The following is a 13,982-nucleotide window of genomic DNA, read 5'->3' as shown; positions in this document are numbered from 1 at the left end:
TTAAAGACTATATATAATAAAAGACCACTAGCAAAAGCTAATGGTCCATACTTTATATATTTTAAGTTTTTAATTTTAAATACTAAAGGTATTTCTTTATTTCTTCTACCTTGTTTAATTCTTCCCAAGGTAAGTTTAAGTCATTTCTTCCGAAGTGTCCATAAGCAGCAGTTTGCTTGTATATAGGTCTTCTTAATTCTAAGTCTCTAATTATAGCACCTGGTCTTAAATCAAATACCTTTTCTACTATTGCAACTATTTCTTCTTCTGATTTTTTACCAGTTCCAAAAGTTTCAACTTCTATTGATACTGGCTTAGCAACTCCGATAGCATAAGCTAATTGAACTTCTAACTTATCAGCAACTCCAGCTGCAACTAAGTTCTTAGCTACCCATCTAGCTGCGTATGCTGCAGATCTATCAACCTTAGTTGGATCTTTTCCTGAGAAAGCTCCACCACCGTGTCTTCCATATCCACCATAAGTGTCAACAATAATCTTTCTTCCTGTTAAACCACTATCTCCTTGTGGTCCACCAACTACGAATCTACCAGTTGGATTTATATAATATTTAGTATTCTCATCTAATAATTCAGCTGGTACAACTGCTTTTATTACATATTTCATTAAATCTTCTCTGATTTGTTCTTGAGTAACGTCTTCTCCATGTTGTGTAGAGATTACTATAGCATCTATTCTCACAACTTTGTTATCATCATACTCAACTGTAACTTGAGTCTTACCGTCTGGTCTTAAATAAGATAAAGTACCATCTTTTCTTACTTCTGATAATCTTCTTGATAATTTATGAGCCATAGATATTGGTAATGGCATAAATTCTTCTGTTTCATTAGTTGCAAAACCAAACATCATACCTTGGTCCCCTGCTCCAACTGCTTCAACATCGTCTTTTTCGCCTGATCTTGATTCTAACGCCTCATCAACACCCATTGCTATATCTCTTGATTGCTCATCAATTGAAGTTAGTACAGAGCAAGTTTCACAGTCAAATCCATATTTAGCTCTATCATATCCAATTTCCTTAATTGTTTCTCTAACTACCTTTGGAATATCTACGTAGCAATTAGTAGATATTTCTCCCATAACTAAAACCATTCCTGTAGTAACAGCTGTTTCACACGCTACTCTAGCTAAAGGATCCTTAGCTAACATACTATCTAATACTGCATCTGAAATTTGGTCACAAATTTTATCTGGATGTCCTTCTGTAACTGATTCTGAAGTAAATAATCTTTTCATATAATATCTCCTTTCGTTTTTTGATATTAATTCTAGGTTGTTTTATAAAATATCGCCACCGCGACTTTAAGCCATAGATTTTTACGCATTTATTATTTAAAATTTTTAATACGTACTTTTATTTTTTATCCTTTAGAAATTAGTATTCTCAATTAATAATATAAATTTTTAGTTTTCATAATATCATCTTAATTACAATTTCTTTAAGCATAAAAAAAATCTCCTCGATAAGAAGAGATACAAAATCTTAATCTTTCTTATCTTGCAAAAATATTGCTGGAATTGGCACCACACTCAAATTAATGAAGCAGGTTGCCGGGTTTCACAGGGCCCTTTTCCCTCCACCTCTCTTGATAAGAACTAATATCAAATTTTACTTACAGATTATATCATCTTTAATATTAATAGTCAATAATAAATGATTAACTTTTTTACATATTAAATTTTAGCAATAAAAAAAAAAAAAAAAGACAAGAAATCTTGTCTTTGTGGTGGGGGAGGACGGATTCGAACCATCGAAACGAAACGTAACAGATTTACAGTCTGCCCCCTTTGGCCACTCGGGAACTCCCCCTTATTATGGAGCTGGCAATAGGAATCGAACCTACAACCTGCTGATTACAAGTCAGCTGCTCTACCGTTGAGCCATGCCAGCGTATGGTGGAAACAACAGGGATCGAACCTGTGACCCTCTGCTTGTAAGGCAGATGCTCTCCCAGCTGAGCTATGCTTCCATATATATTATCTAAAATTTAAAATGGTGGGGGAGGACGGATTCGAACCATCGAAACGAAACGTAACAGATTTACAGTCTGCCCCCTTTGGCCACTCGGGAACTCCCCCATTTTATGGAGCTGGCAATAGGAATCGAACCTACAACCTGCTGATTACAAGTCAGCTGCTCTACCGTTGAGCCATGCCAGCATATTATTAAATAAATTAAATGGTGGGGGAGGACGGATTCGAACCATCGAAACGAAACGTAACAGATTTACAGTCTGCCCCCTTTGGCCACTCGGGAACTCCCCCATGTTAATTTATTTAATTTAATATCAGTAAATTTGGCTTACCGCCTCAACTGACAATGATTAGTATATATTTATTGTTTCCTAATTTCAAGTGCGTTTTTCGAGCATTTAAGTTGATTAGAGTTATTATATTCTAAAATACTCTCATTTTCTTTTATTTAATACTAATATCTTATTTCAATAAATTTTATAACCTACTCTTATATTTTAACTAAAATATTCTTTTTTATACATTTAATTATATTTTTTATAAGAAACACATATATTGATACAATGAGGGGGGTGCTTAATATAAAAGATACAATTCAATATAATATTCCTAATGCTTATATTAGAATTTCTAACTATCTTAAAAAATATATAGATGAAAATACAATTATAGTTTGCATAGGTACAGATAAGTTTATAGGCGATTGCTTAGGCCCGCTAGTAGGAACTTATTTAAAAGAACAAAAGTGTCCTTTACCTATATATGGTACAATTGAATCTCCAATTCATGCATTAAACATTCATAAAGAATTGAAGAAAATTGATAATCTTCACCCTAACTCAAATAGTAATATATTAGGAGTAGATGCTTCACTTGGACATGGTGAATCTATTGGAACAATATGTATTAGAAATGAACCTATATATCCAGGTAGAGGTGTTGGTAAAGTTCTTCCTAAAGTAGGGAGAACTTCTATAGTAGGAATTATAGATGATAGCGAAGACTCTACCTTTTTTTCAAATAAATCTATTAGACTCCATTTTGTTATGGAAATGGCTAAGGTTATAGCCTCCTCTATAATGTATTCAATTACCATTGATAAAAGATAAAGGGAGCTTAAAGCTCCCCAATAGGACTGCCTTTCAGGCAGCCTAATTAGCAATTAAAAATATGCATTAAATTATGTAATTCATTCTAAATTACCAAAAGTAATACAATTTATATTTTATATTCTAAACTATAAGTTGTACTACAATTACATTAGCCTTACTCTACTAATGTAATTTCACTGTCTGATGAGTGCATTTCTAATTTATCTATATATCCTAAAACCTTACCTGTACCTTCTGCAACAGCTTCTACAGAATTATTTGCTACTTCAACACTAACTCCTGTTTCATTTTCTATTAACTTATCTAGTCCATTAAGTAATGAACCTCCTCCAGTCATTAGTATACCTTTTTCTATTATATCTGAAGCAAGTTCAGGTGGTGTTTTTTCCAATACTGATTTAACACTTTCAACTATTAATGTTACAGACTCTTTTAAAGCTTCATTTATTTCTTCAGAACTAATAACTACATCATCCGGAAGTCCTGTAATTAAGTTTCTTCCTCTCACATTAGTAGTAACATCTCTTGAACCATTAAATACTGACCCAACACTTATTTTTAGTTCTTCAGCAGTCTTTTCACCAATTAATATTTTATACTTATTTCTTACATACTTAATTATAGCATCATCAAAAGTATCACCTGCTACTTTAATAGATGCTCTAACTACTACTCCACCTAAAGAAATTACAGCAATATCTGTAGTTCCTCCACCAATATCAATTACCATAGAACCATTTGGTCTAGTTATATCTAAACCTGCTCCAATAGCAGCTGCTAAAGGTTCTTCTATTAGATGAACTATCTTTGCTCCAGAGTTTCTAGCGGCATCTATAACAGCTCTTTTCTCTACTTCCGTTGCTTGAGATGGAACACACACCATTACTTTAGGAGCTTTAATCTTACTTTTACCATATGCTTTTCTAATAAATTCTTTTAACATCTTTTCAGTAATATCATAGTCTGAAATAACACCATCTTTTAGTGGTCTAACGGCTACTATATTCCCTGGAGTTCTTCCTATCATCTTTCTAGCCTCTTCACCGACAGCTAGTACTTTATTTGTATTTTTATTTATTGCTACAACCGAAGGCTCCTTTAATATAATTCCTTTTCCCTCTGCATAAACTAACACTGTCGCTGTACCTAAGTCTATTCCTAAATCGCCCCTATTTCTCAAAAACCACATTCCTTGTTCACTCCTAATCTTAATAAAACGCTAATAATAAATATTTCAAATGACTATTTTACAATATTTGCCCTATTTCTTATTATATATGGAATATGGTTATCCTTCAATATATTTTAAACTTTTTCATTACATAATTTGCTATAATAGTACTAATTAATCAACTTCTTTATATTTCATTTTTGTAGCTTCTCCACCTCTAATATGTCTTTCTGCTTTATTCAGTTCTAATATTGAATGAGTTTCCTTAGCTATTGTAGGATTTATCTTAGGTAATCTTTCAGTCATATCTTTATGAATAGTACTTTTACTTACTCCAAATACTTTTGCAGTCTTTCTGATTGTGTCTTTTGATTCTATTATATATTTTGCTACTTCTAAAACTCTTTCTTCTATATAATCTTTCAAAAAATTACCTCCCTTTTATTCTAATTTTTTTGTATTCATCAGCTCAAAAAAGAGCTGATGAATATAATTTATTATTCTTCATTAAAAGTAAAATATGTTGTTGGATCTAAATCTTTTCCATTTGAATCATATACTTGAAGGCTTAAATGCTCACCAAAATCTTGGTTAGTAAATATCTTAGAACTTTCTCCTACAGTTCCTATAACAGAACCTTCTGTTACCTTATCCCCAACATTTACTTTTATATCTTTTGATAAATTTGAGTACTTTGTATATAATCCATTTGCATGTGCAATAACAACATAATTTCCATCTTCAGTTTTACTTGAAACTTCTTTTACTTCTCCTATAGCAGCAGCTTTTACCTCAGTTCCAATCGCAGCTTTGATATCTATTCCTCTAATATTTCTACTAGTACCATCTTTCATTGATTGAGGTTTAGGATATGTATATCCTCTTGAAACTAATCCTTCTACTGGATTTGAAAATAACACTTCAGTATTAGTACCTGCTGATACATTAACACCCTCTTCTAAAGGATCTGTATCACCTTCAGCTAATTCATTTTCCCCAGTTTCTTCAACCCTTTCTGCATTTTGCTTTTTAACTTCAGAAGCTTCATTTTTATCAACATTTAGAGTAAACTCACTTTGATTATTACTCCCTTGTTCTAAAGCTTTATTTCTCTTGGTAGTTATAACTGCAACAGTTGCAACTACGCACAAACAAAGGAATAATATTAAATAAAAGCCCTCCTTCCTAAAAAAGTCTTTTACCTTATCTTTTTTGTTAATCTGCATATTAACACCTCCTTTTTGTATTCTTGCCTGATCTAATAAATTAATACAATTTACCTAAGATTTGTTTTCATCAAATTTCTACAACATCTGCTATCTTAAAAATATAGTTAAAACTCACTCATGCTATAATTCTTGCCTATTTCTTTAGATTTAATAACTTAAAACAACAAAAAAGGAGCTGTCACAAAACAGCTCCTTTAAATAATCGATAATTATTAATATATTTCTTCAGAATTACTAAAATCATTTATCAAAACTCTGTAGAACTTTTTCCCTCAATTATTCATTATCAATTATGAATTACTCACTACTCATTGAATTTAATTTCTTTCAATTCAACTCCAGTATAATAATGTTTCAGTATAGAATTGTATTCAGATCCATTCTTAGACATAATATTAGCTCCCCACTGGCTCATCCCTACTCCATGTCCATAACCTTTGCTTTCGAATATAATCTCATTATTACTTATTGTATATTGAAAATTAGTTGAATTTAGTCCTATAGCTAATCTAAAATCTAATCCCCTTATAGTAGCTCCCCCTATTTTAATTTCTTTTATTCCACCAGCATCGCTTCTGCTAACTATTTCTATTTGTTCACTTAAATTATTAACTGTTAACTTAGCATCTTGAAATTTAGAGTTAATTTTTTCTACGAAATCACTAATATTTAATGATAGCTCACCCTTAAACCTAGGTGCTACTTCCTCACCCGTACTCTCTGTAGAAACTAAGTATGGAATATCACCAGAAAATACATCTCTTGAATTTTCCGTTTTACCAGAGCTAGTTGAAAAGAATTGTGGATATTGTACTAACTCCTTATCGTATGATAATACTATCCCCTTAGTTTCATCCACAGCCTTAGAAATTTTATCCCAATTTTCCTGCCCAGCACCATCCCATTTTGCTATTTTTTCTTCTTTTCCTATATATACTTGGCAATGAGTTGTATCACATACATCTCCACCTTTAGCTATATCGCAAGGTCTACCTCTTTTTGCTGCTACATAAGTTCTAGCTGCTACTGCTTGAGCTTTTAAAGCTTCAATCCCAAAGCTTGCTGGCATTTCTCCTGAAACTACACTTTTTACATACTCTTCTATTTTAATATCAACAACTTTATCTTCTTTTGTAATATAAACTTTTATAGTATCTGTACCAGATAAATTAATATAATTATTTTCTTCACTCTCTACTTTTTCATCATCTTTCTCACTAGTATCATTTGCAGGCAATGCCTTTATAATAAAACTAGGAGCAATAATCATAAATATAAGTATTATTGCACTTAAAATAGCTGCAGATTGAAAATCTTTTTTCAAATAAATATCCCTCCTTCTAAGTAGCTATAATTTAATATATGTTACAATCCGTAAAATATAATTTCTTTTTATTAAAAATTTAAATTTAAAAGAACTATAAAACAATCTCTTAACAAGAAGTTTTATAGTTCTTTTATAGGTTAATAAAATAATTACCCCTTAAAATTCCTTTATTTATCTACTCTATAAATATTAGCTCCGAGACCTCTAAACTTTTCTTCTATATTCACATAGCCTCTATCTATATGATATAAATCACTTATTTCAGTACTACCTTGAGCCACTAATCCTGCCAAAATCATAGCTGCACCAGCTCTTAAATCTGTTGCTTTTACATCGCATCCAGTTAAAGAGTCAACACCTTCTATTATTGCAGTTCTACCATCTATCTTTATATTAGCTCCCATTCTAACTAATTCTGCTACATGCATGAATCTGTTTTCAAAAACAGTTTCTGTTATTATGCTTGATCCTTTGCAAATTGATAATAACGCCATCATTTGTGCTTGCATATCAGTCGGGAATCCTGGATAAGGTAGAGTTTTAATATCTACCGGACTCTTTTCTCCTGTTCCATCTACTAATATAGTATCTCCACCCAAACTCTCAAATTTAACACCACACTCTTTTAACTTTTCAATAGTTGGTCTTAAATGATCCTCAATTGCCCCGTTAATAGTTATCTTACTCTTAGTAATTGCAGCCGCTACCATAAAAGTTCCTGCTTCTACTCTATCGTATATAGGTTTATATTCTACTCCTTTAAGTGAATCTACACCCTCAATAGTTATCTTTCCAACTCCAGCTCCATGAATTTTAGCACCCATTGAATTAAGGAAGTTAGCTAAATCCCATATTTCTGGCTCTTCTGCAGCATTTTCTATAATAGTTGTGCCTTCTGCTAAAACTGACGCCATCAAAATATTCTCTGTTGCTCCGACAGAAGGAAAATCTAGATATATTCTATTACCTTTTAATTTCTTTGATTTTGCTTCCACAAAACCATGTCCTATTTCAATATCTGCTCCTAATAACTTAAAGCCCTTCAAATGTAGATCTATTGGTCTACTACCAATATTACATCCTCCCGGCATTGAAATTTTACATTTTCCAAATCTTGAAAGCATTGGACCCATTATTAAAAATGAAGCTCTCATTTTTCTTATTAAATCACTATTCATATTTCCTTCTTTTAGATTAGAAGTATTCATTTTCAAGTCTGTATTATTAATAGTTTCAATGCTACAATCCATTCCTAATAATAAGTCATTTAATACAATAACATCTTCAAGCATAGGAGCATTTTTAATAATTACGTCATTTGGACTTAATATGCTTGCAACTATTATAGGCAAAACAGAATTTTTAGCTAAACTAATATTCACTTCACCCTTTAGTTTATTTCCACCTTCAACTATAATTTTTTCCATATTATCCTCCATTATAAATTGTTAGTATGTTACGAATATCACTGGTGTTCCAAGAATTAAATATTCATCGGAATTATAATGGGTGAATGAAAAATTAATCTTTTCTCCATCATTTAATATAGCTTTAGCGCTACTTCCATTATTAATACTTAACTCTTCTAAGGTATTTTTTTCTATTTTGTTATTTAGTACATCTAAAATATTCTGCTTCTGTTCTTCTATTATTTTTACCTTTACAAATTTAAAATATTTTATATTTTTCGCTGCAATGTTTTGTATTTGTTCTATTTCTTTCTTAAGCTGAATGGTATTAGCTGTTCTTCTATTATTTACATAGGTAATTTGAACCTTTGTATCGATTTTATCCTTCCATACTATAGCAGTAATTTCTTTATAGCTATCTTTGTAACTTATTTCATTGTCCTTAATATCTATATTTTCTCCTAAGTTCTTAATAAAATTTTCCTTAATTATTAGTAATTCATCATCAACTTTTTCTTTTGATATGTAATTCATCCTTATCCCATTACTTACAAATTCGGAATTATTCGAAACATTTTCCTCCAAATAATAAAAATCGGTATTTATTTCATTGTTATTAATTTCATAAGCACCTATAATTAATAAAAAAAATGCCATTATAGGCAGTATTTTTATATATTTTTTAAAATTTAACATATTTATTTCTACCCCCTACCTTTCCTTTAAATTATTGTCCAAAGAAAAAGTTTTTATTCAAAATAAATATCCATAATATAATATATAAAATAAGTTGAAATTTGTGATTAATTGTCAATACTTAAAACTTTATAATTCAAATTTAATAAATAGCTTATAAAATAAAAATACACTTCATTAACATATGCTCCTCTAGGCAATAATGTTATCTATAAATCTTTCTAAATGTATTTCCTAATAAATCAACTTTATATACTATAACCCTTACTACTCGCTTAAAGTTATACATATATTTTGACTTATTATATAGTTTCCTAAAAAGTAAAAAAGCTGCCCAAAAGGCAGCTAAAAAACTATTTTTTTAAAATTCCCCAAGGAGTTTTTTCCTCAATTCTTCATTATTCATTCTTAATTTTTCATTCTTCCTTCTACCCTCTTCTTACTATCTTATAATAAGATCTAGCTGTTAACATATAAATTACACCATATATTAAAGCAAATACTATAAACGATACAACAGTACATAATATAAATAGCTTCGTATTTGTAAGATTTAACACAGATAAAATCTTTACTATAAATGGGAATGCAAAAGAAATATGAATTCCAGCTGTTACTAGTGGTAAGAAGAACACAGTTACTACTTGTGATTTAATAGATCCCTGAACCTCACTATGACTCATACCTACCTTTTGCATTATTTCAAACCTTTCTTTATCATCATAACCTTCTGAAATTTGTTTATAATAAATTATTAAGATGGTCGCCATAACAAATAGTACGCCTAAGAAAATTCCAATAAAGAATAATCCACCATATAATGAGATGGCACTGCTTCTAGCTCCTAATTTAGTTTCACATCTGTAAGTAAATCCCTTCTCATTTAGTCTACCAACAATACTTTCATAAGCTTCCCCTTTTTCAACATCAGTTCCATTTAAATCAATTCCATATAAAAACTCTATTTCCGAAGCATTTTCTCCAAAAGTTTCTTTTTGCTTTTTATATAGATAATCTATCTCATCAAAGTCTTTAACTACTATATACTGACTACTAGCTACATTAGCCGAAATAATACCATTCCCTAAAAACTCATTTACTTTTTCTGATATTTTATACTCTCTATCGAAGACACTAATTGTATCATAATTATACTTTTCACGGTTTGAATATAATAGTACTTCCCCATCTTCTAAACTTTTATTCTCTGAGGTTATTCTATTATAATCTTCAAGACTTACAAAGATAAGATTATTGATATCATTATATATATCTGAATTTGAATTACTATTTGTAACAAACTTGTCTTTATCTTTTATAGCTGCAAAATTCAAATAAGTATATGAAACTTCATTTGTTACTTTTTCATTTTTTGTGGCTTCATTTATTTCATTTACTAATAATTCTTTTTTATTAGCATCACTTCCATCTGAATATACAGAAATATCATATGGATATCTTGTATTAATTATATCTTCCATACCTATCATCATAGAGGAAGTTGAGGATATCATAACTAATACCATTGTAGATAGTATGCATATGTTAGCAAGTCCAACTGCATTTTGTTTCATACGGTAAATCATACCTGCTACACTAGTAAAATGTTTTACATTATAGTAATAATTTTTATTTTTTCTAAGGACCTTTAGAAAAGCTATGCTTCCTGCTGTAAATACTAAATAAGTTCCTACTATAACTAATATAACTGCTACAAAAAATAAAGATATAGCTGCAACAGGATTTTTAGTAGTTAATGAAATATAGTATCCTGCTCCTAAGCATATAACTCCTAAAATAGCCATAGCCCATTTAGTCTTAGGTTCTTTTTCCCCAACATTACTACTTTTTAATAATTCAATTGGATTTGATAAATGAACCTGACGAAGAGAATTGATGAATATAATGATAAATATACTTAAGAATAAAATTATAGTAGATAGAATTGATGACCAAGAAATATAAAAGCCTAGTGAAACCTCTACCCCTATAATCTTCAAAACAATAAGATACATTACTTTATCCAGTAAAACACCAATTGTTATACCTATAGTAAGGCTAATTACTGCAATATACAGGGTTTCAAAAGCTATTACTCTAGATAAATGTTTCTTTTCCATTCCAAGAATATTAAATAATCCAAACTCTTTTTTTCTACGTTTAATCAAAAAACTATTAGTATAAAATAAAAATATGATTGCAAAGATTGCAGTAATTCTATTTCCTAATCCTAATGTTATAGAAATTGTATCACTTCCAACTAATGTGCTTATTCCTTCATTATTTGAAAGAGAATGAATAATATAGTACATAGCTGCAGTAAATATGCAAGTAAGTATATATGGAATATATGTCTTACTATTTTTCTTAATATTGCTTGCTGCGAGCTTTGGATAAAACATACTATTCATTTTTCATTCCTCCTGTTGCTATTAAAGTTAGGGTATCAGAAATTTTTTGATACATTTCTTCATTAGAGTTTCTTCCTCTATATAGTTGATGAAATACCTCCCCATCTTTAATAAATAGTACTCTACTTGCATGGCTAGCTGCTTTAGTAGAATGAGTTACCATTAAAATAGTTTGACCTTCATTATTAATTTCATTAAAAAGTTTAAGTAGACTATCTGTTGCACGAGAATCTAATGCTCCTGTAGGCTCATCAGCTAAAATTAACTTTGGATGAGTAATTAAAGCTCTAGCAACTGCTGCTCTTTGTTTTTGTCCACCTGATACTTCATAGGGATATTTTTCAAGTATATCATAAATACCTAATTTTTTAGCTATAGGATGAAGACGCTCTTTCATCTCAGCATATTCTTTTCTAGCTAAAACTAAAGGTAAAAATATATTATCTTTTATAGAAAAAGTATCTAATAAATTAAAATCTTGAAATACAAATCCTAAGTTATCTCTACGAAAGGCAGAAATTTCTTTCTCTTTAATATTATTAATACTCTTACCATCTAGCACAACCTCTCCACTAGTTGGCTTATCTAATGATGCTAATATATTTAATAATGTCGTTTTTCCTGATCCTGACTCTCCCATTATAGCTACATATTCACCTTCTTCAACAGAAAAAGAAACATTTGATAGTGCCTGAACTTGATTACCTCCAAAACGTGTTGTGTATATTTTTTTAATACTGTTTACTTCTAATATTGACATTTTACATCCCCCTTTATCTTATAGTATAAGTATAATAAAATGACCAAAATGCCTCCATTCAATCCTGTGACATTTCGGTCTTATGACCTTACATTTTTGTAAGGTCTCTTACTCTACTTTAAGATCTATAGATTTTAAATCTATGAAAAACGTACTTCCAACCCCTACCTCGGATTTAACATAAATACTATGAGAAAGTTTATTTGCTGCCATTTTACAGAGGTATAATCCTAGTCCTGTAGACTTTTTATCCGCCCTACCATTATACCCAGTAAATCCTTTTTCAAAAATTCTAGGAATATCTTCTTCTGCAATTCCTATCCCAGTATCAGAAATAGATAATATTTTATCATCATCTATGGAAATAGTTATACTTCCTCTATCTGTGTACTTAATAGCATTGGATAATATCTGTTCTAAGATAAATGATAGCCATTTTTCATCTGTTAATACTATTTTATCAGTATTATTATAATTCAATGAGATTTTCTTTCTTATAAATTGTGAAGCATATTTTCTTATAGATTTCTTAATAATATCATCTAGTTTATATTCTTTAAAAACGAAATCATTAGAAGTACTGTCTAATCTAAAATAACATAAAACCATCTCTACATATTCTTCAACTCTAAATAATTCAGATAATAGCTCCTTATTTTCATTAGTATCTTCACCTTGAAGTATTAATTTCATAACTGCTATAGGTACCTTAACTTGATGAACCCAAGTTGTATAATAATCAATACTTTCATTTCGTTGTTTAGTAAAATCAGTTAAAGTTTTATTATTAATTTCAATTAATGATGAAATCATATTCTGATAGTCTTCCTCTATACTATCACTAGGAGATGGTAACTCATTAGCTATTAATGATATACTTCTCTCAATTCTTAGCAATTCCTTATGTTTTCTATGATAAGATAAAAATTTGCATACAAAATAAATTAATCCTAAAAATATACAAAGTATGGAAGAATATACTACAGCCTCAATTTCTAAATTATATAAAGAAAAGACTCCAATAAATACTCCTATAAAAGCCAAAAATAGTATAACAATATATAAATTTCCTAGAATATACTTGTGTAAACTTCTAAAAATATTGTCCTTTCTCAAATAATCACTTCCTTAAAAAGTTATTCTATAATATATCCTGATCCTATTTTAGTCTTAATAAATTCAACAAGCCCTATTCCATCTAATTTCTTTCTTAATCTTGTTATATTCACAGTTAGAGTATTTTCCTCCACATATGAATCTATTTCCCAAAGCCTAGTCATAAGAGTATCTCTACTTACAACCTTCTTTTTATTTTCCATTAATGTCTGTAAAATTCTATATTCATTTCTTGTTAGTTCTATTTTCTCGCCTTCATAATTCATAGTATTATCATTTAAATTTAATATAGCTCCCCTATGCTCTAAAAAAGGAACCTTCCCAGCTAAATCGTAAGTTCTACGTAATATTGCTTGTATCTTGGCCATAAGCACATTTAAATCAAAAGGTTTTGATATAAAATCATCTCCCCCCATATTCATAGCCATTACAATGTTCATATTATCTGAAGCAGAAGAAATAAATACAATAGGAATATTAGATATTTTCCTTATTTCACTACACCAGTAATACCCATTAAAAAATGGTAACATAATGTCTAAGAGAACAAGATGTGGATTAAAATCTGTAAAATCAGACATTATATTTTGAAAATTATTTACATACCTTACCTCATTTCCCCATGTTTCAATTTGATTTTTCATTAACTCTGCCATAGTTATGTCATCTTCAACAATTAGTATTCTATGCAAATAATCCCCTCCTATATTTGATAATAAGATTTATATCTAACTTATTTCTAGTTTTCTGTATAA

General features: G+C 29.8%; 12 protein-coding genes, 6 tRNA genes and 1 riboswitch. Of the genes, 1 reads left to right on the top strand and 17 read right to left on the bottom strand.

The window, feature by feature from the left end; all coding sequences use genetic code 11:
- Nucleotides 1-82: 82 nt before the first annotated feature.
- The 7 genes from GPX08_RS07750 to GPX08_RS07720 form a co-directional block, all read right to left on the bottom strand.
- Nucleotides 83-1,258 (bottom strand): methionine adenosyltransferase, encoded by a 1,176-nt coding sequence (locus GPX08_RS07750; protein ID WP_156626239.1) that lies wholly within the window; start codon nt 1,256-1,258, stop codon nt 83-85.
- Between the two features lie 254 nt (nt 1,259-1,512).
- Nucleotides 1,513-1,618, bottom strand: a riboswitch (SAM riboswitch).
- A gap of 129 nt (nt 1,619-1,747) precedes the next feature.
- Nucleotides 1,748-1,832: transfer RNA gene (locus GPX08_RS07745), tRNA-Tyr, on the bottom strand.
- A gap of 6 nt (nt 1,833-1,838) precedes the next feature.
- A tRNA-Thr gene (locus GPX08_RS07740) sits at nt 1,839-1,913 on the bottom strand.
- A gap of 3 nt (nt 1,914-1,916) precedes the next feature.
- Nucleotides 1,917-1,992: transfer RNA gene (locus GPX08_RS07735), tRNA-Val, on the bottom strand.
- Nucleotides 1,993-2,016: 24 nt separating this feature from the next.
- Nucleotides 2,017-2,101 (bottom strand) — tRNA-Tyr (locus GPX08_RS07730).
- A gap of 6 nt (nt 2,102-2,107) precedes the next feature.
- A tRNA-Thr gene (locus tag GPX08_RS07725) sits at nt 2,108-2,182 on the bottom strand.
- A gap of 20 nt (nt 2,183-2,202) precedes the next feature.
- Nucleotides 2,203-2,287, bottom strand: a tRNA-Tyr gene (locus GPX08_RS07720).
- Between the two features lie 272 nt (nt 2,288-2,559).
- Here GPX08_RS07720 and yyaC point away from each other — a divergent pair.
- Entirely contained in the window at nt 2,560-3,105 is a 546-nt protein-coding gene (yyaC, locus tag GPX08_RS07715; RefSeq protein ID WP_156626238.1) for a spore protease YyaC, read from the top strand.
- 157 nt (nt 3,106-3,262) lie between these two features.
- Here the strand turns inward: yyaC and GPX08_RS07710 are convergent, their stop codons facing one another.
- The 10 genes from GPX08_RS07710 to GPX08_RS07665 all read right to left on the bottom strand — a co-directional run bounded on the left by GPX08_RS07710 (nt 3,263) and on the right by GPX08_RS07665 (nt 13,919).
- Complete coding sequence (locus GPX08_RS07710) at nt 3,263-4,297, bottom strand: MreB/Mrl family cell shape determining protein (RefSeq protein ID WP_156626237.1); 1,035 nt, start codon at nt 4,295-4,297, stop codon at nt 3,263-3,265.
- A gap of 156 nt (nt 4,298-4,453) precedes the next feature.
- Entirely contained in the window at nt 4,454-4,705 is a 252-nt protein-coding gene (spoIIID, locus tag GPX08_RS07705; RefSeq protein WP_156626236.1) for a sporulation transcriptional regulator SpoIIID, read from the bottom strand.
- Between the two features lie 71 nt (nt 4,706-4,776).
- Nucleotides 4,777-5,505: a peptidoglycan DD-metalloendopeptidase family protein gene (locus tag GPX08_RS07700; RefSeq protein WP_156626235.1), complete on the bottom strand. Its 729-nt coding sequence runs from the start codon at nt 5,503-5,505 to the stop codon at nt 4,777-4,779.
- 307 nt (nt 5,506-5,812) lie between these two features.
- Nucleotides 5,813-6,778, bottom strand: coding sequence for a stage II sporulation protein D (spoIID, locus tag GPX08_RS07695; protein WP_156626315.1), 966 nt, complete (start codon nt 6,776-6,778; stop codon nt 5,813-5,815).
- 224 nt (nt 6,779-7,002) lie between these two features.
- On the bottom strand, nt 7,003-8,262 hold the full coding sequence (gene murA / locus GPX08_RS07690; RefSeq protein ID WP_156626234.1) for a UDP-N-acetylglucosamine 1-carboxyvinyltransferase: 1,260 nt from the start codon (nt 8,260-8,262) through the stop codon (nt 7,003-7,005).
- A gap of 21 nt (nt 8,263-8,283) precedes the next feature.
- The gene (locus GPX08_RS07685; protein ID WP_156626233.1) at nt 8,284-8,940 is read right to left on the bottom strand and encodes a hypothetical protein; all 657 of its coding nucleotides are present in this window, start codon (nt 8,938-8,940) and stop codon (nt 8,284-8,286) included.
- Nucleotides 8,941-9,368: 428 nt separating this feature from the next.
- Complete coding sequence (locus GPX08_RS07680; protein WP_156626232.1) at nt 9,369-11,351, bottom strand: FtsX-like permease family protein; 1,983 nt, start codon at nt 11,349-11,351, stop codon at nt 9,369-9,371.
- Complete coding sequence (locus tag GPX08_RS07675) at nt 11,344-12,111, bottom strand: ATP-binding cassette domain-containing protein (RefSeq protein ID WP_156626231.1); 768 nt, start codon at nt 12,109-12,111, stop codon at nt 11,344-11,346. The genes GPX08_RS07680 and GPX08_RS07675 overlap by 8 nt, the downstream gene beginning before the upstream one ends.
- Before the next feature lie 108 nt (nt 12,112-12,219).
- A complete protein-coding gene (locus GPX08_RS07670) occupies nt 12,220-13,227 on the bottom strand; it encodes a sensor histidine kinase (RefSeq protein WP_156626230.1) in 1,008 nt (335 codons plus the stop codon).
- Between the two features lie 20 nt (nt 13,228-13,247).
- Nucleotides 13,248-13,919, bottom strand: a complete 672-nt coding sequence (locus GPX08_RS07665) for a response regulator (protein WP_156626229.1) — start codon at nt 13,917-13,919, stop codon at nt 13,248-13,250.
- Nucleotides 13,920-13,982: the final 63 nt, after the last annotated feature.

The sequence above is a fragment of the Clostridium tertium genome (assembly GCF_902652255.1).
GTDB lineage: Bacteria > Bacillota > Clostridia > Clostridiales > Clostridiaceae > Clostridium > Clostridium tertium_A.
Note: the sequence above shows the minus strand (reverse complement) of the source record. Positions and strands in the feature narration are given on the sequence as shown.